Consider the following 20,299-nt stretch of genomic DNA (forward strand, 5'->3'; position numbering starts at 1 on the left):
CGTTACCTCGGGGCGGGGGGGGGGTGCTCCGGGGTTGCCCGCCCCCCCCGAGAAACCCCCCGCCGCGGCGGTCCCCCCCGCCCAGGCGGCGTTTCCTGGCTGGTCTGCTCTGGCGCCCAACGAGCGCCGCACCCGCTTGCTCAAGGCGGCTGACCAGCTTCAGGCCAACAGCGCACGCTTTATCGCGGCGGCCGGCGAAACCGGTGCCATGGCCAACTGGTATGGTTTCAACGTAAAGCTGGCTTCCAACATCCTGCGCGAAGCCGCCTCGATGACCACCCAGATCAATGGTCAGGTCATCCCCTCGGATGTACCGGGCAGCTTCGCCATGGCCTTGCGTCAGCCGTGCGGCGTGGTGCTGGGTATCGCTCCCTGGAACGCCCCGGTGATTCTTGCCACCCGGGCCATCGCCATGCCGCTGGCCTGCGGTAATACCGTGGTGCTCAAGGCCTCGGAACTGAGCCCGGCGGTGCACCGGCTGATCGGCCAGATCCTCCATGAAGCCGGGCTCGGCGATGGCGTGGTCAACGTCATCAGCAACGCGCCGGCCGACGCCCCGGCAATCGTCGAACGGCTGATCGCCAACCCCGCCGTACGCCGGGTCAACTTCACCGGCTCGACCCATGTCGGGCGGATTGTCGGCGAACTGGCGGCCCGCCACCTCAAGCCTGCGTTGCTGGAGCTGGGCGGCAAGGCGCCGTTGCTGGTGCTCGATGACGCCGACCTGGATGCCGCTGTGGAGGCTGCCGCGTTTGGCGCCTACTTCAATCAGGGGCAGATCTGCATGTCTACCGAGCGGCTGATTGTCGACAGCAAGGTCGCCGACACCTTTGTCGCCAAGCTGGCAGCCAAGATCGCCACCCTGCGCGCCGGCAACCCGGATGATCCGGCGTCGGTACTCGGTTCGCTGGTCGATGCCAGTGCCGGTGAACGCATTCTTGGCCTCGTCAACGATGCCGTCAGTCAGGGCGCCACCCTGGTGGCGGGCGGGCAGTGCAGTGGCAGCATCATGCAGCCGACCCTGCTTGATCGGGTGACCGACAGCATGCGCCTGTACCGCGAAGAGTCCTTCGGCCCGGTGGCTGTGGTGCTGCGTGCAGAGGGCGACGAAGCATTGCTGCGCCTTGCCAACGACTCGGAGTTCGGCTTGTCGGCGGCGATCTTCAGCCGCGACACCAGCCGTGCCCTGGCGCTGGCTCAGCGGGTCGAGTCGGGGATCTGCCATATCAACGGCCCGACCGTGCACGACGAAGCGCAAATGCCGTTCGGCGGGGTCAAGTCCAGCGGCTACGGCAGTTTCGGCGCCAGCGCCTCGGTGGATTTCTTTACCCAGTTGCGCTGGGTCACCCTGCAGAACGGCCCACGGCATTACCCGATCTAGCGCCAACAGGCACCCGATCGTGCGCCCCTGACAAAAACAAGACGCCCGCCGGCCTCGATGGAGGAACAGCAAGTGAATCCGCAACCCGCAACTGCCCGGCCCGCCCAGGCACGCTATCGCCAGGTGTCTATCGGGCACCCCGAAGTAGAGGTCACCCAGAGCCAGGGCATCGTGCATATCCGCACCCTGGAACCTTTGGCCGACCGTCCCGCACGGCTGCTCGACCGTCTGCTGCACTGGGCCGATGTGCGCGGCCAGCAAACCTTTATTGCCGCCCGCGATGCACAAGGCCAATGGCAGCACGTCAGCTATGCGCAGATGCTGGCTGACGTACGCGCCATCGCCCAGAGCCTGTTGGGCTATGGCCTGAGCGCCGAGCGACCGCTGGCACTGCTGTCAGGCAACGATATTGAACACCTGAAGATTGCCTTGGGCGCCATGTATGCCGGCGTTCCCTACTGCCCGGTGTCGCCGGCCTATTCGCTGCTGTCCCAGGATTTCGCCAAGCTGCGACATGTCTGTGAAGTGTTGCAGCCCGGTCTGGTATTCGTCAGCGACAGCGCGCCCTACCAGAAAGCCATCGACGCGGTGCTGGCAGCGGATGTGCCGGTCATCAGCGTGCGCGGCGAGGTTGCTGGCAGGGTCGGCATTCGCTTCGCCAGGCTGCTTGAACAACCTGGCGGTGCCGAAGCCGATGCCGCGTTTGCTGCCACCGGGCCAGACAGCATTGCCAAGTTTCTGTTCACCTCAGGCTCCACCAAGCTGCCCAAGGCGGTGATTACCACCCAGCGCATGCTCTGCGCCAACCAGCAGATGCTGTTGCAGACCTTTCCGGTGTTCGGCGAAGAGCCGCCGGTGCTGGTCGACTGGTTGCCGTGGAACCACACCTTCGGTGGCAGCCATAACCTGGGCATCGTGCTGTACAACGGCGGGACCTTTTATCTGGATAACGGTAAACCTACCGCTCAGGGCTTTGCCGAGACCCTGCGCAACCTCAAGGAAATCTCGCCCACCGCCTACCTGACCGTACCCAAGGGTTGGGAAGAGTTGGTCAATGCACTGGAAAAAGACGCTGAATTGCGTGAGCGGTTCTTTGCCCGCATGAAACTGTTCTTCTTCGCCGCCGCCGGGTTGTCGCAGAGCATCTGGGACCGCCTGGACCGGGTCGCGGAACAACACTGCGGCGAGCGTATCCGCATGATGGCCGGGCTGGGCATGACCGAAGCCTCGCCGTCTTGCACCTTCACCACCGGGCCGCTGTCCCAGGCCGGCTACATCGGCTTGCCGGCGCCGGGTTGCGAAGTGCGGCTGGTGCCGGTGGACGGCAAGCTGGAAGGGCGCTTTCGCGGCCCGCACATCATGCCCGGCTACTGGCGCTCGGCGCAGCAGACCGCCGAGGCCTTCGATGAGCAAGGCTTCTATTGCTCGGGCGACGCGCTGAAACTCGCTGACCCGACTGACCCGCAACTGGGCCTGATGTTCGACGGGCGGATTGCCGAGGACTTCAAGCTGTCGTCGGGGGTGTTTGTCAGCGTCGGGCCGCTGCGCAACCGGGCCGTGCTGGAAGGCTCGCCCTATGTGCAGGATATCGTGGTCACCGCCCCTGACCGCGAATGCCTTGGCGCACTGGTATTCCCGCGCCTGCATGAGTGCCGGCAACTGGCCGGCCTGGACGCCAGCGCCAGCGATGCTCAGGTGCTGGCCAGCCCCGCCGTGCGCCAGTGGTTTGCGGCCTGGCTAAGGCGCCTGAACAAAGACGCCAGCGGCAATGCCAGCCGCCTGGAGTGGGTCGCACTGCTGGCCGAAGCGCCTTCGATTGACCGTGGCGAAATCACCGACAAGGGCTCGATCAATCAGCGCGCCGTGCTGCAATGGCGCGCCAGCCTGGTCGAGGCGCTGTACCGGGGCGAAGACGCCTCGATCCTGCGCGCCGAAGCGCTGCTGCCAGGCACACCGGCATGAACCGCGCCGGCCAGTACTCGGCGTTTTCCGACGTGGCGATTTTCGCTGCCTTGCGCACCCCCTGGGCAGACCTGGGCGGTGCGCTGGCTCAAGTGTCACCGATCGATCTGGGGATCAAGGTCGGTCGCGGTGTACTGGCGCAGGCCCGCTTGCAGGCAGCCGATGTCGACAGCGTGCTGGCCGGCTCCATGGCCCAGGCCAGCTTTGATGCCTACCTGCTGCCCCGGCATATCGGCCTGTACAGCGGCGTGCCGCAGCAGGTTCCGGCACTGGCGGTGCAGCGGATCTGCGCCACCGGTTTCGAACTGCTGCGCCAGGCGGCCATACAAGTGGGCGAAGGCGCGCAACTGGCGCTGTGCGTGGCGGCCGAATCGATGTCGCGCAACCCGATTGCCGCCTACACCCATCGCGACGGCTTTCGTCTGGGCGGCGAAGTGGGGTTCAAGGACTTTCTCTGGGAGGCGTTGCACGATCCGGCACCGGGCATCGATATGATCGCCACCGCTGATCGTCTCGCTGTGCGCTATGAGCTGGCGCGCGAGGCGGTAGACAGCTACGCCTTGCAAAGTCACCAACTGACGCTGCAAGCACAGGCCAGCGGCTGGCTGGCGGAAGAAATTCTGCCGGTCAGCAACGAATGCTTCGAGCTGGCCGGCTATCAGCCACGCGGCATCCGCTTGCCGCGCGGAGTCGAGAGCGTCAGCCAGGACAGCCACCCGCGCAGCACCGAACTGGCCGCCCTGGCACGGCTGCGGGCGGTGCATGAGGGCGGGGTGCAGACCGCTGGCAATAGCTGCGCGGTGGTCGATGGCGCGGCGGCTGCATTGGTTGGCCCTGCATCGGCTGCCCGCCGCCCAGCATTGGCCTGGCTGCGCGCCAGTGCGGTGGTCGGCGTAGCCCCTGAATACATGGGCATCGGTCCTGCGCCGGCGATCCGCCTGCTGTTGCAGCGCAGCGGCCTGCAACTGCATGACATCGGCTTGCTGGAAATCAACGAAGCCCAGGCCGCCCAGGTACTGGCCGTGGCCCGTGAGCTGGAACTGGACGGCGAACGGCTCAACCGCCGGGGTGGCGCCATCGGCCTCGGCCATCCGTTAGCCGCCAGCGGCTTGCGCCTGGTGCTGAGCCTGGCCCGGCAACTGCGCGACAACAACCTGCGCTATGGCATTGCCGCGGCCTGTGTCGGCGGCGGGCAGGGCATGGCGGTGCTGATCGAAAACCCGGATTGGCAACACTGAGAACATGACCGGCAAAGGAGATTGCCATGTGGACTTACCAGGCCCCACTGCGCGACATGCAGTTCGTCCTTGAACACTGGCTCGATGCCCCACAGGCCTGGCGCCAGAGCGCCGCTTTCGACGGGCTCGATACACCACTGGCCATGCAGGTGCTGGAGCAGGCCGGGCTGTTCTGCAGTGAGGTGCTGGCGCCACTCAATGCCAGCGGCGACCGCCAGGGCTGCCGCTTCACGGACGGCAAGGTGCAGACCCCGGACGGTTTTGCCCAGGCCTATCGTGCTTATGTCGAAGGCGGCTGGCCGGCCTTGGCGTGCGCTGCAGAGCTGGGCGGCCAAGGGCTGCCGCAGGTGCTGGAGGCGGCGCTGCAGGAAATGCTCTACGCCAGCAATCACGCTTGGGCGATGTACACCGGCATCGCCCATGGCGCCTACCTGTGCCTCAAGCATCACGCCCCGCAGTGGATCCAGAGCCGCTACCTGCCGGATATCGTCAGCGGGCAGGCACTGGCGACCATGTGCCTGACCGAGCCCCAGGCCGGCAGCGACGTCGGCCTGCTGCGTTGCCGCGCCATACCCCAGGCTGATGGCAGCCATGCGCTGAGCGGCAACAAGCTGTTCATCTCCGGTGGCGATCACGACCTGAGCGGCAACATCCTGCACCTGGTGCTGGCCCGTTTGCCAGACGCAGCGGCCGGCAGCCGGGGCATTTCGCTGTTTCTGGTGCCCCGGCAACTGGATGACGGCCGACTCAACGGGGTGCGCTGCGACGGCATCGAACACAAGATGGGCATTAAAGGCAGTGCCACTTGTTCATTGGTCTTCGAAGAGGCCCAAGGCTGGCTGATCGGCCAGCCGCATCAGGGGCTGGCGGCGATGTTCGTGATGATGAACTCGGCCCGCCTGCATGTCGGCCTGCAAGGCCTGGGGCATACCGAGGCGGCCTGGCAGAACGCCTTGCAGTACGCCGGCGAACGCCGGCAAATGCGTGCACCACTACGTCCGGACGGGGTGGCGGCCAGTGCCGCCGACCCCTTGCACTACCACCCGGCGATGCGCCGCACCCTGCTGGAGTTGCGCGCGATTAGCGAAGGCTTGCGGGCGGCCGGCTATTGGGCCGCGCATCTGCTCGATCAGGCCGAACAGGCCAGCGAAGCGCAAGCACGCGCCCAGGCGGCGCAACTGAGCGGGCTGCTGACGCCGATCATCAAGGCGTACTTCACCGAACAGGGGTTTCGCCAGGCCAGCCAGGCGCTACAGGTGTTTGGTGGCTACGGCTATGTGGCGGAGTTTGCGATCGAACAGACTCTGCGCGACAGCCGCATCGCCATGATTTACGAAGGTACCAACGAGATTCAGGCCAACGACCTGCTGCTGCGCAAAGTACTTGGCGATAACGGCGAGGCGCTGCAACAGTGGTTGCACATCCTGGATGAAGAGGCGCGACTGGCGATCGCCGTACCCCCATGCAGCGGGTTGGGTGTCGAGTTGCAGCGTCGCGCTGAGAGCCTGACGCAGGCCTGGCATGGCGTCGTGCAGCACAGCGCCGAGGACGCCGAATACCCTTACCGCGCCGCCGGCGACTTCCTGAAACTGTGCGGCCTGACCCTGCTGGCGTTTGCCTGGTGCCGTGCGGCGCGGGTGGCGCAGAACCTGCCCGCCAGCGACCCGCAACGCAGCGCCAAGCTGCAAACCGCGCAGTTCTTCTTCACCTGGCTGCTGCCCGACGCCGACCGGCATCTGGCCGGGCTCTACAGCGCGCGTAGCCCGTTGCCGTTTCTGGGCTCTGCCAGCTGAGCTACCATAGCCGCCTCTCGACTCACGGAAGCTGCCTGGATGAGCAAGCCTGGCCAAACGGTATTGGTTGCGTTGCGCAAGATGATCGCCTCAGGCGAGCTGCCAGCCGGCGAACGGCTGATGGAAGTGCCCACCGCCGAGTTGTTCGGCGTGTCACGCATGCCGGTGCGCATGGCGTTTCGGACCCTGGAGCAGGAAGGCTTGCTGGTCCGTCATGGCGGGCGCGGCTTTCAGGTGCGCTCGGTCAGTACTCAGGACATTGCCGGTGCGGTTGAAGTGCGCGGCGTGCTCGAAGGCCTGGCTGCCCGGCAAAGCGCCGAACGCGGCCTGACTGCTCAGGCGTGCGAGCAGTTGCAGAGGTGTCTGGCCGATGGGGACGCACTGTTCGACAAGGGCTACGTGACCGAGCAGGATCTGGAGGTCTATCACGACCTGAACATGCGCTTTCATCAGGTCATCGTCGAAGGCAGCGGCAACCCGGCGATTGCCGACGCATTGGCCCGCAACGACCACTTGCCGTTTGCCTCGGTCAGCGCCCTGGCGGTGGACCGTAACGAGATGGCCCGCGAATACCGGCGCTTCAACTACGCGCACATGCAGCATCACGCAATCGTCGATGCCCTGATCAGCCGCCAGGGGGCTCGGGCCGAAGCGCTGATGCGTGAGCACGCCAACGCCACCCTGCGCTATGCCGAGATCTTCAGCGCCTCGTCTGCCGAGCGCCTGAAGGTCATCCAGCGCCCGGACTGAGTGCGCGGCCAACACGCAACCCCATACGAGCGGCTTTAGCCGCAATACTGTTCTATTAGACCGGTGGGAGCAGCCGGCCGGCGCTCCGGTTGCTGTGGTCCGGCATCCCGGCGACGACGGCGGCACATTCGCAGTAGATGCTGTGACTTTACCGGCCCTTTCGCAACCAAGGTCGCTCCCACAAAGATTTCGTACTGTACTGCCGCTAGCGCTTGAGCATTGCCCGGATATCCGCCAGGGCGTTGTTGCCCCGTGCGGCCTTGACCTCTACCGGCTGTTCTTCCTGGCCTTCCCAGGCCAGGTCGTCCGGCGGCAGTTCGTCGAGGAAGCGGCTGGGCGTGCAGTCGATGATTTCGCCGTATTGTTTGCGCTTGGCGGCAAAGGTGAAGGCCAGGGTCTGGCGGGCGCGGGTGATGCCCACGTAAGCCAGGCGGCGCTCTTCTTCGATGGTGTCGGCTTCGATGCTGGAGCGGTGCGGAAGAATCTCTTCTTCCATGCCCATGATGAACACGTAAGGAAACTCCAGGCCCTTGGAAGCATGCAGGGTCATCATCTGCACGCCTTCAGCGCCGTCTTCTTCTTCCTGCTGGCGTTCGAGCATGTCGCGCAGCACCAGCTTGCCGATCGCCTCTTCGATGGTCATCTCGCCATCTTCGTCTTTTTCCAGGGTGTTCTTCAGCGCCTCGATCAAAAACCACACGTTACCCATGCGGTAGTCGGCGGCCTTGTCACTGGAGCTGTTCTGGCGAATCCAGTTCTCGTAGTCGATGTCCATGACCATGCTGCGCAGGGCGGCGATGGGATCGTTTTGTGCGCACTGCTGGCGCACACCGTCCATCCAGCGTTTAAAGCGTTGCAGGCGGTCGGTGTAGCGGCTGTCGAGGTGTTCGCCAAGGCCCAGTTCATCGGTGGCGGCGTACATCGAGATCTTGCGTTCGGTGGCGTAGTTGCCGAGCTTTTCCAGGGTTGTGGAGCCGATTTCCCGACGCGGCACGTTGATCACCCGCAAGAAGGCGTTGTCGTCGTCGGGGTTGACCAGCAGGCGGAAGTAGGACATCAGGTCCTTCACTTCCTGGCGGCTGAAGAAGCTGGTGCCACCGGACAGACGATACGGCACCTGGTGGTGTTGCAGCTTCAGCTCGATCAGCTTGGCCTGGTAGTTGCCGCGATACAGGATCGCGAAATCGCTGTAGGGCCGTTCGGTGCGCAGGTGCAGGGTAAGGATTTCCATCGCCACCCGTTCAGCCTCGGCCTCTTCGTTGCGGCAGCGGATCACGCGGATTTCATCGCCGTGCCCCATCTCCGACCACAGCTGCTTCTCGAAGGCGTGCGGGTTGTTGGCAATCAGCACGTTGGCGCAGCGCAGAATGCGACTGGTAGAGCGGTAGTTCTGCTCAAGCATCACCACCTTGAGCGACGGGTAGTCGTCCTTGAGCAGCATCAGGTTTTCCGGCCGTGCGCCGCGCCAGGCATAGATCGACTGATCGTCGTCGCCGACCACGGTGAACTGGTTGCGCGTGCCGATCAGCATTTTCACCAGCAGGTACTGGCTGGCGTTGGTGTCCTGGTATTCGTCCACCAGCAGGTAGCGCACGCGGTTCTGCCATTTCTCCAGAATGTCGGGGTGCTCCTGGAACAGCTTGACCGGCAGCAGGATCAGGTCGTCGAAGTCCACCGCGTTGTAAGCCTTGAGGGTGCGCTGGTAGTGGGCGTAGACGATGGCGGCGGTCTGCTCCTTGGGGCCGCGGGCATTGGCCAGGGCTTCTTCGGGCAGGATCAGGTCGTTCTTCCACGAGCCGATGACGTTCTTGATTTCGTCGACGCCGTCGTCGCCGGCGTACTCCTTCTGCATGATGTCAGTCAGCAGGGCCTTGATGTCGCCCTCATCGAAGATCGAGAAGCCCGGCTTGTAACCCAGCCGCGAATGCTCCTTGCGGATGATGTTCAGGCCCAGGTTATGGAAGGTCGAGACCGTCAGGCCGCGCCCTTCGCCCTTGCGCAGCAGGGTGCCGACCCGCTCTTTCATCTCTCGGGCGGCCTTGTTGGTAAAGGTCATGGCCACGATGTACTGGGCACGCACGCCGCAGTTCTGGATCAGATGGGCGATCTTGCGCGTAATCACGCTGGTCTTGCCGGAACCTGCCCCGGCGAGCACCAGAAGCGGCCCGCCGACGTAGTTCACGGCTTCCTGCTGCCGGGGGTTGAGTCGGGACATGAGAGATAGGACGGGTCATGGACGAATGGCCGGGCATTTTAACAGGCTCGCGGCAATGTGCAGCGACCTTCAAGCGTTTTGCACCGATGGCCTATCTTAATTTCTTGGTTTTGTTACATTTGCGCATAGCACTCAATTACGTGCAGCCGACACCTCATGTCGAGGTGCGTCGCCCCCTTGTTTTTCTTCGGAATAGGGAGTCAGCTTGTCAACGCCTGTCGAGCCCTTGCGGTTACTGCTGCTGGTTCATGAACCAGCCTGGCTGGTACGGCTGAATTCCTGCGTTGCGGCGTTGCCCAGCGATATCGTGTTGCAGCAGATCGCAGACTGGCAGGTTGACGGCGCCAGCTACGCTGGCGAGCGTCACACGGTGCTGCTGACCACCCCTGAACTGCAACCGGCGGCCGGCACCTGCAATGTCCCGATCGTGATGCTGCTGGATATCGAACCCGATGCCCCGCTGGCGGGTGTCAGCGACTGGCTGGTGGGCGACAGCCTGAGCCCCGATGCGCTGCGCCGCTGCCTGCGCCACGTTCGTGAACGCGCGCACCTGGAGGACACGCTACAGCGTCTGGCGGAACAGGACCCGTTGACCGGCATCGCCAACCGTCAGGGCTTCCAGACTCTGCTGACGGCCCGCCTGGCTGAACCGGGCAGCGCCGGGCTGGCGCTCGGGCATCTGGACCTCGACAATTTCCGCCGTGCCAACGATGCGCTGGGCCATCAGGCCGGCGACCGGCTGATTCTGCAAGTGGTGACACGGCTCAAGCGGCAACTGGACGTCAACGACCAGGTCGCCCGCCTGGGCAGCGACGAGTTCGCCTTGCTGATCGACACCCGCGACGCACCGCAACGCGCCGCGCAAGTGGCCGAGCGGATTATCGAGGCGTTGTCCGAACCCTACTGGGTCGATGGCGAAAGCCTGCTGATCGGCTGCAGCCTGGGGGTTGCTCACGCCCGCAGCGGTTTCGGTGCCGACCCTTTGATGTGGCACGCGCATATCGCCATGCGCCAGGCCAAGAGCCGGCAGGGCTGTACCTGGCATCAGTTTGACGAACACATCAACCGCAATGCCCGCAGCCTGGCCGACCTCGAAGCCGAACTGCGCCGTGCGTTGCGCCGCGACGAGCTGGAGCTGCACTACCAGCCGCGGCTGTGCATGACCAGCGGGCGGATTGTCGGCCTCGAAGCGCTGGTGCGCTGGCGCCATCACGAGCGCGGGTTGTTGCCGCCCAGTGAGTTCGTGCCGCTGGCCGAGCAGAGCGGCCTGATCGTGCCGTTGGGGTACTGGGTGATCTTCCGGGCCCTGCGTGACATGCGCGTCCTGCGCGAGCAGGGTATCGAGCCGTTGCACATGGCGGTCAATCTGTCGTTTCGCCAGTTCCAGGACAGCCAGTTGCTCGACACCCTCAGCCGCCTGATTGCCGAGCAAGGCATCGATGCCCGCTGGCTGGAGTTCGAACTGACCGAAACCGCAGTGATGCGCCGCAGTGATCTGGTCAGCAAGACCATGGATGCCTTGCGCGTGCTGGGGGTGCGTTTTTCGCTGGACGACTTCGGCACTGGCTTCTCATCTTTTGTGCACCTCAACAGCCTGCCGATTACCCTGCTCAAAATCGACCGCAGCTTCGTCGGTGAAATGGAACAGCGCGAAGAGAATCGCAAGCTGGTCCACGCGATGATTAACCTGGCGCACAACCTGGGGCTTGAAGTGGTCGCCGAGGGCATCGAAACCCCGGCGCAACTGGCCCTGCTGCGCGAGTTCGGCTGCGATCAGGCCCAAGGGTTTCTGATTCAGCGGCCGCTGCCGATCCTGCAACTGACCGATTATCTACTGGCCGACCAAGGCCGGACGGTGCTCGGCGGGGTTTGATGTTCAGGCGGCCTTTGCCGGTTGCCTGTCAGCCCTGCGCAGCATCTTGGCCATACGCCGCTCGAACGCCCAGGTCAGGGTCGCCGCCGCGCACAACAGACCCAGCGCCAGCCCCCACCACACACCTTCGGCGCCGGCCGGGCTCTGGAAGCCCAACAGCCAGGCCGCTGGCGCGGCAATCAGCCAATAACAGCCCAGGCCAATCAGGAAGGTGGTCTTGGCGTCCTTGAGACCGCGAATCGCGCCCATGGCAATGGTCTGGGTGCCATCGAACAGTTCGAACCAGGCAGCAATCGCCAGCAATTTCACCGCCAGGACCACGATGTCATTGAAAGCCGGATCGTTGATGTCCAGAAACAGTCCGACGATGGTGCGGGGCGCCAGCCAGAACAGCAGGGCAAACAGCAGCATCAATGCACCGCCGAACCCGATGCCCACCCGGCCAGCCGTGCGTGCCATGAGCAAATCACCGGCGCCGTAGTGCTTGCCGATGCGCATGGTCACCGCATAGGAAATGCCTACCGGAATCATGAAGGCCATGGAAATGGTCTGCAGGGCGATCTGATGGGCGGCCATCTGGGTGGTGCCCAGCGCGCCCATACAAAAGGCGGCGAAGGTGAACAGCCCGACCTCCACCGCATAAGTGCCGCCAATCGGCAGGCCCAGGCGCCATAGCTCGCTCAGATGGCTGCGCGACAATGTGCCGAGGCCGGCCCGGATCGGGTAGGCGTCATAGGCCGGATGCCGACGGATGTGCAGCGCCAGGGCAATGGCCATGGCGTTGGTGACCACCGCAGTGACCAGCCCGATACCCCACAGGCCAAGATGCGGCAAGCCGAACCAGCCTTCGATCAGCGCGTAGTTGAGAACAAAGTTGGCCGCAGCGCCCACCAGGCTGATGACCATTACCGGCCCGGCCCGGCCCAGCGCGCTGGTAAAACCGCGCAGGGCCATGAAACTGAGCAGGCCCGGCAGCGCCAGCGGCAAGGTGCTGAGGAACTGCATGGCCATGTGCACGTTGTTCGGGGTCTGGCCGAAATGCAGCAGCAGCGGTTCGAGGTTCCACAGCACCACGGCCGCCACTACCGCCATGCCCCAGGCCAGCCATAGCCCGGCCTGGGTCAGCCGGGTGGCGCCCTCGGTGTCGCCGGCGCCCTGGCGGATCGCGACCAGCGTGCCGACCGCCGCCATCACCCCGATGCAGAAAAAGGTCACGAAGTTATAGGTCGCCGCGCCCAGACCGCCGCCGGCCAGCGCGTCGGGGCCGAGTTTGCCCATCATCACCGTGTCGGTGAAGACCATCAGCATGTGCGCCAATTGCGAGGCGATCAGCGGCCCTGCCAGGCGCAGGATGGTCCAGAGTTCCTTGAGGGCAGCCGGCTGCATATTTTTTCAGGCTCGATTCGATAAAAGGATAAAAGCTGCCTATTCTGGGCAGTATGGCGTTTGGACACCAACTAATAAGTTCGTTCCTCGGCCTACTTGAACCTCCAGGTGACCAGTGAGGCTGAAGGGACTGTTCAACTAGCCGTGCAACTAAATCTTTAAGAGTTACAGACAGATACGCAATCGTTTGCGATTCTCCGCGCGGCCCGCTCAAGTATGTGCCCGCGAGGCCGAATCCTTTGCATGGAGCTGTCGATCTCAAGGAAATATTCCCTTCAACATAATATTGCTGGACGGCGCTGCCCCGGATGGGTAGTCGAACGCTTCAGTATGGAGTTGCCATGTCCAAGCCTCGTGCCCGGATTGCCTCTCAGTTAGGTATTGCCCTGACCATCATCCTCGCGGTGGTGATCAGTTGCAGCACCCTATTTGCCCTGCGCTCGCTCGATGCTGCCAACCTGGTCATCCGCGAAGAACACCTGGCCAGCGAATCACGCTTGCTGTCAGACCAGCTCAACACCTTTCATACCACGCTTCGTGACAGTACCCAGCGTCTGGCGGGCCTGTTCGAAAAGCGCTTTTCCTCGGGTCTGACCTTGCAGACCGGCACCACCTACACAGTGGCCGGCACGCAAACCCCGGGTCTGTTTCTCGATGGTCAGCCACTGAACAACGAGTTCAGTGAAGTCGATGACTTCCGCCGCCTCACGGCGGGTGTGGCGACGGTGTTCGTGCGCAGCGGCGATGATTTCGCGCGGATCAGCACCTCGCTGATGAAACAGGACGGTTCCCGCGCCATCGGCACCTTGCTCGACCGCCAGGGTCAGGCCTATGCGCGGTTGATGGCCGGTCAGGAATATGTGGGCAAGGCCGTGTTGTTCGGCCGTTACTACATGACCCAGTACAGCCCGGTGCGCGACAGCAGTGGCAAGATCATCGCCGCGCTGTTCGTCGGCTTTGACTACACCGATGCGCAGAACGCCCAGTTCGAAGACCTGAAGAACTTCCGTATCGGCAAGACCGGCTCGCTGGCGCTGCTCGACGATCAAGGCAAATGGCTGGTGCCGCCGGCCGGCGTCAAGGCGGCGGAACAGGCCGGCAAGGCGGTGGCCGAAGCCGTCAAGCAGCCTGGCAAAGGGCAGTACTGGCAAGACACCGACGAGACCTTCTACAGCGTTGGCGCCCCTTTCAGTGGTGGGCCCTGGACGGTGGTGGCGAGCATGCCGAAGGACGAGATCGCCTCGGTAACCTGGAGCGTCGGCACCCAACTGGCGATCGGCAGCCTGCTGGCCATGCTGATTGCGGTAGGCGGTGCAATCTGGCTGCTGCGCAGCAAACTGCGTCCGCTGTCGGAACTGGTACGCCAGGCCGAAGCGCTGGGGTCGGGCAACCTGAAGGTGCGTCTGGCGGTGACCAGCCACGATGAAATCGGCCTGCTGGCCGGCAGCTTCAATACCATGGGTGAAGCCCTGTCGAACATGGTCGAGCATATTCGTACCGCGTCGCGGCAGGTCAGCGACCGTGCCCATGCCCTTTCTGGGCTGTCCAGCGGCGCCTACGCCGGCATGGAGCAGCAGTCCGGGGAAATCACCAGCATGGCCGGTGCGGTGGAAGAGTTCAGCGCCACCTCGCTGAACATCGCTGACAACATGAAAGACACCGAGCGCATGGCCCAGGAAAACGCTCGCCAGACCCGCATTGGTCGCAGCTCAATGGACGAAGCCTCGGCTTCGCTGCAACAGATCGCGGCATCCTTGAACAGCACCGCCAAGGTGGTCGATACCCTGGGGCAGCGTTCTCAGGAAATCGGCAGCATCGTCGGGGTGATCACCTCGATCGCCGAGCAGACCAACCTGCTGGCACTGAACGCGGCCATCGAAGCGGCACGTGCCGGTGAGCAGGGGCGCGGTTTCGCCGTGGTTGCCGATGAAGTGCGCAGCCTGGCTTCGCGCACCCGTCAGGCCACCGACGAAATCTCGACCATGATCGCCAGCATCCAGCAGGAAACCGGCATGGCCATCAACACCATGCAGCAAGGCAACTCGCTGATGCAGGACGGCCTGGCACGCAACGCCAAGGTCGCCGAAGCCCTGGCTCAGATCGACGAGCAAAGCCGCTCGGCCGGCCAGCAGTTCGCCGCCATTACCACCGCTACGCAGGAGCAAAGCAGCACCGCCACGGCGCTGAGCGGCAACCTGCAAAGCATCGCCATGACCAACGGCGAACAGCGCGAAGTGGTTGCCAACCTGGCCGTGACCGCCAAGGAACTCAACGACCTTGCGGCTGAATTGCTGGGCGAGGTGGATCGCTTCAGGTAAGTCGATGGTTTGAGTCAATGGCGCTGGCGGGTCTCAGTAGAGGCCCTCCAGCAGGCCGTCCCCGCGCAGCAGATCGACAATCACGTTTTCGTCGACCGCATACACGCCTCTGGATGCTTTCCAGACCAGCTTCTTCTCTTGCAGGGCAATAAGCGCCTGCTGGACACCGGGTACTTCGACCCTTATCTCGGCTGGATCAATGCCTGCTCGCTGCATCGCCTTGGCATACAGCTCCATGGTTGGTGCTTCAAAGGGCGCATAGTCTTCGCCCTTGGCGCTCATCACACGAATCACTGCAGACTGGATAGGCGTGAGGCTGTGGATGACTTTCTTGAGGTTGGCATTGAGCTCCTCTGCCTGAGCGCGTACCAGCTCTGCAAAGCGCTCCGGGACGTTTTCCGGGGCCAGCATCAGATCGAAGCGAATTTCATCGGCAGCGGCGCCGAGCAATTCCGGGCGATAGCCACTTTCCTGAAACAGCACAAAAACATTGGCGGGATCGAGTGGCTGGGGCAGATCCACATGAGTGCAAAACCACTCAACGAAGTCCCTATCCAGTGTCGGGAACGGCACCATCGCGGCGCCAAAGAACGCCTGGTCCTTGCTATTGCGCAACATGGCCAGCTTGTCACGGTTCGACCCGGTGCAAACCACCCGCAAGCCATGGTGTTTCGAGCTGTTGAGCTCATCCCTGGCGGCTTTGAGCGCAAAAAGGGCAGCTACGCCTTCGTCGGTGGTGATCGCGTGCTGGGCCTCATCGATCATCAGCACAATCATCTGCCTGGATTCATCCGAGAGCGCGGTGAGTGCCGTGGTCAGGTCAATGTCTTTGCCCATGCCTATCTTGTCCAGGCTGAAACTCAATCCGCCCACGGTGACTTTATCCATGCCGCTGGCCTTCGCCAGGCGGGTGACGTAGCCCTGGTTACGGCCAATGGTTTCACGTACGGCATCGACGATGACGACCCCAGGGTCCTTGGTCAGGTCTTTCCACAGGTCGGCGTACAGCACGATGGCGCCGGCTGCCTCAAGCGCGGGACGCAGGTCTTCTCGCGCGAAGGTCGACTTGCCCGTACGCCTGGGGGCCGCAAGAAATACCCCTGAGCTTGCCGCACTGCCAACAGCAACCTGCATGATCAATTTGGCAAGTCGCTGCGCCAGCGCCGGGCGGTGGTAGAGGATTTCAGTAGACATCACCAACCTCTCAATGTTGCTCTATAGGGAATTATAGAGCGATTATAGAGCAATTATAGAAAGGCGTGCGCAGGCCTGTTTATCGCTATTTATAGAGAACTATAGAGTGATTATAGATAGGTGACGCAGGGCCTGAACTGGCACTTTGTGGTGTTGATTTCATGCTGGTCTTGTTCACCGTCGGGGTTTCAGATCGGGTTTTCCAGGCACTGCAGGAAGACCCGGTGTTCGAGACCGAAGAGCTGGAAGCCAACAGCGACAGAAGGGTACGTCTGGCACGCAGTCGGGCAGAGGATTTTTGATTGTCCGAGTGGTGCAAGACTGCTGGCCTGACGACCGGGCTACTTGCTCGCCGGCCGATACTGCAACGCCTCGGCCAGATGGCCGCGTTCAATCGCGTCTTTGTGCTCCAGGTCGGCCAGGGTGCGCGCCACCTTCAATAGACGGTGCGCCGCACGCAGCGACAGGGTCAGGCGTTCGCAGGCTGTTTCAAGCCATTTTTCATCGGCTGTGGATAACGTGCAGTGGCTGCGCAGGCCGGGCAGGTCGAGAAAGGCGTTGGCGCAGCCCTGACGCTGCAACTGGCGGTCCCGCGCTGCGGCCACCTTGGCTGCGGCGCTGGCGGTGGTTTCGCCGCTTGCCGGCAAGGCGGTGAGGCTGGTGGCTTCGCGGGCCACGGTCAGGTGCAGGTCGATACGGTCCAGCAACGGGCCAGACAGCTTGTTGCGATAACGCTGGATCTGATCGGTGGAGCAGCGGCAGCGGCCACTGGGCTCGCCAAGGTATCCACAGGGGCAGGGGTTCATTGCCGCCACCAGTTGAAAACGCGCCGGGAAGCGCACCCGGTCGCGGGCGCGGGACACCACGATATGGCCTGACTCCAGCGGCTCGCGCAGTACCTCCAGCACCCGGCGGTCGAACTCCGGCAGCTCGTCAAGAAACAAGATTCCGTGGTGTGCCAAGGTTATCTCGCCAGGTTGTGGGCGGCTGCCACCGCCGACCAGCGCCGGCCCGGATGCCGAGTGATGCGGCTGGCGAAATGGCCTGAGCGGCCAGCTATTCAACGGCACCTGGCTGGCCACCGAATGAATCGCCGCCACTTCCAGCGCTTCGCGCTCATCCAGTGGCGGCAACAGCCCTGGTAAACGGCTGGCCAGCAAGGTCTTGCCGGTGCCCGGCGGGCCGCTGAACAGCAGGTTGTGGCCGCCCGCTGCCGCCACCACCAGCGCCCGCTTGGCCGCCAGTTGGCCCTGCACCTCGCTGAGGTCCGGGTACGGCTGGGCCTGGGGCAACAGGCCATTGGCGCGATAGGGCGTCATCGGTGTCTGGCCATTGAAATGCGCGACCAGCTCGCGCAGGTGATTGACCGCAATCACTGTCAGCCCGGAGGCCAGGCAGGCTTCCTCGGCATTGGCGGCCGGCACGATCAGCGTCCGCTGCGCCTCACGGGCCGCCAGCGCAGCGGGCAGAACGCCCTGCACCGGCCGCACCGCGCCAGACAATGCCAGCTCACCCAGGCACTCGATGTCTTGCAATGCAGCCAAAGGAATCTGGCCGTTGGCACCCAGCAGGCCCAGCGCAATGGCCAGGTCGAAGCGCCCGCCGTCCTTGGGCAGATCGGCCGGGGCGAGGTTGAGGGTGATGCGCCGGTCGGGAAACTTCAGCCCGGAATTGACGATGGCACTGCGCACCCGGTCCTTGCTTTCCTTGACTGCGCCTTCGGGCAGGCCGACCAGGGTCAGGGTCGGCAGGCCGTTGGACAAGTGGGTTTCAACGGTGACGGCAGGTGCTTGTACGCCGACCTGAGCGCGGCTGTGAACGATGGCGAGGGACATCCGATCTTCCTTGATGAAGCGGGAAGGGAGATCGTGGGGGATTTACAAGATCGGCAGGCAAATCAATCGCTACAAAGTGCCCAAAGCCCGAACGAAATGTATCAACGCTGCTTGAGCCCAGCCTAATAAAACGGCCCCCAAACCTGCCGGTAGTGCTCATCCCCCTGCTCAGTCATCCGCGTCAATCGCAACTCCAGCCCCACTGGCTTCAGCACCCGATTGCCGCTCAATTGCCGCCAGCCCTGCTCCCGGTCCCAGACCCGGATCTGCAAGTCTTTGATCCGGCTCAGCACCGCCACCCCGTTGTCTGGCGCCGGCAGCGGATAGCGGTTGCGCGGTGCGGCGGCGGCGCGGTACAGGGTCTTGCCCTTGAGCCACCAGCGGACCCGTTGCAGGCCGTGTTCCGGGGCGGGTGCGTGGCGGATCACGTCCAGCTCGAAGGTCTGGTCATCGGCGCTGTGTACGCTGATGGCCGCAGGCGCGCCCATGCGCGGTTCGCGGTCTGCGGCCTGGTCGCCCAATTCGGGTTCGCCCAGCGCGCTGCTGGCCTGAGAGGCCAGGTCGCGTTCGAGCTGGTTGAAGGTGCGCAGGAGCTCTTCGGTCTGGGTCATGCTGGCCTGCAGATGGCTGTCGGCGCGGCTGACGCTATCCAGGCCGCGCCAGGCGATCAGGCTGACGATGGCCATCAGCATGATTGCCACCATGACTTCGATCAGGGTAAAGCCGTGCTGGCGCGGGTTCATGATTCGTTGACCACCTGCATCTGCCCGGTCGCGGAGCGCCGGATGCTGACCCGGTGCTGGCCGTCAGACAACTGCACTTGCCAGGGTGTGCTGATCCATTCGCTGCCCAGTACCAGTCTGGGTGTAGGCGTGGTGCGCACTTTGACGGGCGCCGAGTCCCAGCTGCGTGGCCGTAGTTGTGGATCTTCGGCAAAGTGTTCAGTGCCGGTGCCTGCGTCGTTCAGGCGGCTGAAGCCAAAGCCCTGGCCGTCGGCCTGCCAACTGATCGGGCGACCGTCGGCGCGGGCTTCGGCCTGGGCGATCTGCAGCAGTTGCACGAGCCGCTGTGCGTCTTTGCGCAGGCGCTCCTGCGGGGCGGGTTTGATGCTCAGGCTGATCGTGGCGCTGAGAATGCCGACGATCACCAACACGACCATCAACTCAATCATGCTAAAACCCTGTTGCCTGTCTCTGTCCATGAATGCGGCATTCCTGTGTGGATAACTTGACGTCCTTGCTGGTTCGGCCAAGATACAGGCGTCTTGTAGGGTACTTCTAAAAACGTAAGCGAGGCAGCCAGTGCAAGGCGAAAGCAGGCGAAGAAGTGGAGTCTACAGGTTGTAAATGAGCATTCTGAGCCTGGTTTCAACGCAGCAATGGCAACGTAGGTAGTTTTTAGAGGTGCCCTGTAGACTGCCATACCGGACAACAAGGAGGTTTACCCGTGGCATTTGCCTTTCGTTTATCGGCGCCGCAACTGGTCCAGGCCACGGCGCTGCTGGCCGCGCTGGCCGGTGTGCTGGTGTGGTCTTCGGTGTTTCTGACGCCGGCCGAGTCGCATACCCCGGTCATTGACAGCCCCGCGCCGCTGGCGCGCTCCGACAATCCTGCGTTGCAGTGGTTTTCCAACCAGCCGGCGGCAGTGGACATCCGCGTCTCCGGGGTCATGGCCGGCGCGCAGGGCGCGTTCGCAATTCTCGCCATCAATGGCGGCCCGCCGCGCAGTTTCCGGGCGGGTGAAGCACTGACTCAAGGGGTGCGCCTGGCGGCCATCGAAGCGGGGGCGGTGCTCATCGAGCGGGGTGCGGAGCAGACCCGGTTGTATATCACGCCCTTGCCCCAGACGCCTGCGCTGTCGCGTCTGACCCGGCCCTGAGCGGTTCATTGCGGGGTGTCCTGCGGCGGGTTGAGCAGGGTTTCGAGCCTGGCCAGCGGCGGTGCCTGGCGCTGGTTATCCAGCACCCGTAACTGAACGTGCAGCAATTGCCCGTCAGGCATGGCGGCAATGCTTTGTTCGCAGCGCAGTTGCAGGCGTCCCTGATCGCAACGCACGCTGCGCACGCCCCGCGCCGGCCGGTTTTCCAGGCGCAATTCGGCGATGCGGCTCTGGGCCGCCAGCAGGGCAATGGCGCGGTCGTGCAGCAGGCTGTTGCTCTGGGTCATCAGGCCGGCGACGCGCACGGCCGCTGACATCGCCACGGCAATGATCGCCAGGGCGACCAGCACCTCGATCAGGGTAAAACCTCGCTCCTTGCGCAACCGCTCCATGGCTGACTCTTGCTCGAAACAGGCGGCGGATCAACAGCGTATCGGCCTGGCCTGAGGGGCTGGGTATTGGGCTATTCAACAGTG

General features: G+C 63.7%; 16 protein-coding genes and 1 pseudogene. 10 read left to right on the forward strand and 7 right to left on the reverse strand.

Going from position 1 to position 20,299, the window contains the following annotated elements; translation table 11 throughout:
- The 5 genes from NRB16_RS20510 to NRB16_RS20530 all read left to right on the forward strand — a co-directional run.
- Positions 1 to 1,381, forward strand: a 1,381-nt coding sequence (locus tag NRB16_RS20510; protein WP_257106821.1) for an aldehyde dehydrogenase, incomplete at its 5' end; no start/stop codon positions are given.
- 57 nt (positions 1,382 to 1,438) lie between these two features.
- Entirely contained in the window at positions 1,439 to 3,343 is a 1,905-nt protein-coding gene (locus NRB16_RS20515; protein ID WP_373568490.1) for a feruloyl-CoA synthase, read from the forward strand.
- Positions 3,340 to 4,581 (forward strand): thiolase family protein, encoded by a 1,242-nt coding sequence (locus NRB16_RS20520; RefSeq protein WP_257106823.1) that lies wholly within the window; start codon positions 3,340 to 3,342, stop codon positions 4,579 to 4,581. Before NRB16_RS20515 ends, NRB16_RS20520 begins: the two co-directional genes overlap by 4 nt.
- Before the next feature lie 26 nt (positions 4,582 to 4,607).
- A complete protein-coding gene (locus NRB16_RS20525) occupies positions 4,608 to 6,374 on the forward strand; it encodes an acyl-CoA dehydrogenase (protein WP_253139873.1) in 1,767 nt (588 codons plus the stop codon).
- A 39-nt stretch (positions 6,375 to 6,413) separates the two neighbouring features.
- Positions 6,414 to 7,124, forward strand: a complete 711-nt coding sequence (locus tag NRB16_RS20530; protein WP_253139875.1) for a GntR family transcriptional regulator — start codon at positions 6,414 to 6,416, stop codon at positions 7,122 to 7,124.
- A 205-nt stretch (positions 7,125 to 7,329) separates the two neighbouring features.
- Here NRB16_RS20530 and rep read toward each other — a convergent pair whose 3' ends face one another.
- Positions 7,330 to 9,339 carry a DNA helicase Rep gene (rep, locus tag NRB16_RS20535; protein WP_045484985.1) on the reverse strand — a complete coding sequence of 670 codons (2,010 nt, stop codon included), beginning with the start codon at positions 9,337 to 9,339 and terminating at the stop codon, positions 7,330 to 7,332.
- Positions 9,340 to 9,544: 205 nt separating this feature from the next.
- Between rep and NRB16_RS20540 the strand changes: the two genes are divergently transcribed.
- Positions 9,545 to 11,212 (forward strand): bifunctional diguanylate cyclase/phosphodiesterase, encoded by a 1,668-nt coding sequence (locus tag NRB16_RS20540; RefSeq protein WP_045484983.1) that lies wholly within the window; start codon positions 9,545 to 9,547, stop codon positions 11,210 to 11,212.
- A 3-nt stretch (positions 11,213 to 11,215) separates the two neighbouring features.
- On the opposite strand, the gene NRB16_RS20545 is transcribed toward NRB16_RS20540, so the two are convergent.
- Entirely contained in the window at positions 11,216 to 12,598 is a 1,383-nt protein-coding gene (locus NRB16_RS20545) for a NorM family multidrug efflux MATE transporter (protein ID WP_045484980.1), read from the reverse strand.
- Positions 12,599 to 12,939: 341 nt separating this feature from the next.
- On the opposite strand from NRB16_RS20545, the pseudogene NRB16_RS29820 reads away from it, so the two are divergent.
- Both NRB16_RS29820 and NRB16_RS29825 read left to right on the forward strand, forming a co-directional pair.
- A pseudogene (locus NRB16_RS29820) lies at positions 12,940 to 14,061 on the forward strand (Cache 3/Cache 2 fusion domain-containing protein); the annotation flags it as partial.
- Positions 14,062 to 14,193: 132 nt separating this feature from the next.
- Positions 14,194 to 14,916 carry a methyl-accepting chemotaxis protein gene (locus NRB16_RS29825; RefSeq protein WP_373568491.1) on the forward strand — a complete coding sequence of 241 codons (723 nt, stop codon included), beginning with the start codon at positions 14,194 to 14,196 and terminating at the stop codon, positions 14,914 to 14,916.
- 33 nt (positions 14,917 to 14,949) lie between these two features.
- Here the strand turns inward: NRB16_RS29825 and NRB16_RS20555 are convergent, their stop codons facing one another.
- Positions 14,950 to 16,110 (reverse strand): ATPase, encoded by a 1,161-nt coding sequence (locus NRB16_RS20555; RefSeq protein ID WP_045484975.1) that lies wholly within the window; start codon positions 16,108 to 16,110, stop codon positions 14,950 to 14,952.
- Between the two features lie 161 nt (positions 16,111 to 16,271).
- Here NRB16_RS20555 and NRB16_RS20560 point away from each other — a divergent pair, with 161 nt between their 5' ends.
- On the forward strand, positions 16,272 to 16,412 hold the full coding sequence (locus NRB16_RS20560; protein WP_158497584.1) for a hypothetical protein: 141 nt from the start codon (positions 16,272 to 16,274) through the stop codon (positions 16,410 to 16,412).
- Positions 16,413 to 16,451: 39 nt separating this feature from the next.
- Here NRB16_RS20560 and NRB16_RS20565 read toward each other — a convergent pair whose 3' ends face one another.
- The 3 genes from NRB16_RS20565 to gspH all read right to left on the reverse strand — a co-directional run bounded on the left by NRB16_RS20565 (position 16,452) and on the right by gspH (position 19,146).
- Entirely contained in the window at positions 16,452 to 17,945 is a 1,494-nt protein-coding gene (locus NRB16_RS20565) for a YifB family Mg chelatase-like AAA ATPase (RefSeq protein WP_257106824.1), read from the reverse strand.
- Between the two features lie 122 nt (positions 17,946 to 18,067).
- Positions 18,068 to 18,688: a type II secretion system protein J gene (locus NRB16_RS20570; protein WP_257106825.1), complete on the reverse strand. Its 621-nt coding sequence runs from the start codon at positions 18,686 to 18,688 to the stop codon at positions 18,068 to 18,070.
- Complete coding sequence (gene gspH, locus NRB16_RS20575; protein ID WP_045484911.1) at positions 18,685 to 19,146, reverse strand: type II secretion system minor pseudopilin GspH; 462 nt, start codon at positions 19,144 to 19,146, stop codon at positions 18,685 to 18,687. The genes NRB16_RS20570 and gspH overlap by 4 nt, the downstream gene beginning before the upstream one ends.
- 245 nt (positions 19,147 to 19,391) lie before the next feature.
- Here gspH and NRB16_RS20580 point away from each other — a divergent pair, with 245 nt between their 5' ends.
- Complete coding sequence (locus NRB16_RS20580; RefSeq protein ID WP_253139888.1) at positions 19,392 to 19,823, forward strand: type II secretion system protein N; 432 nt, start codon at positions 19,392 to 19,394, stop codon at positions 19,821 to 19,823.
- A 5-nt stretch (positions 19,824 to 19,828) separates the two neighbouring features.
- Here the strand turns inward: NRB16_RS20580 and gspI are convergent, their stop codons facing one another.
- Complete coding sequence (gene gspI / locus NRB16_RS20585) at positions 19,829 to 20,215, reverse strand: type II secretion system minor pseudopilin GspI (protein WP_045484905.1); 387 nt, start codon at positions 20,213 to 20,215, stop codon at positions 19,829 to 19,831.
- Positions 20,216 to 20,299: the final 84 nt, after the last annotated feature.

Source organism: Pseudomonas sp. LJDD11 (assembly GCF_024584215.1).
Classification (GTDB): Bacteria; Pseudomonadota; Gammaproteobacteria; order Pseudomonadales; family Pseudomonadaceae; genus Aquipseudomonas.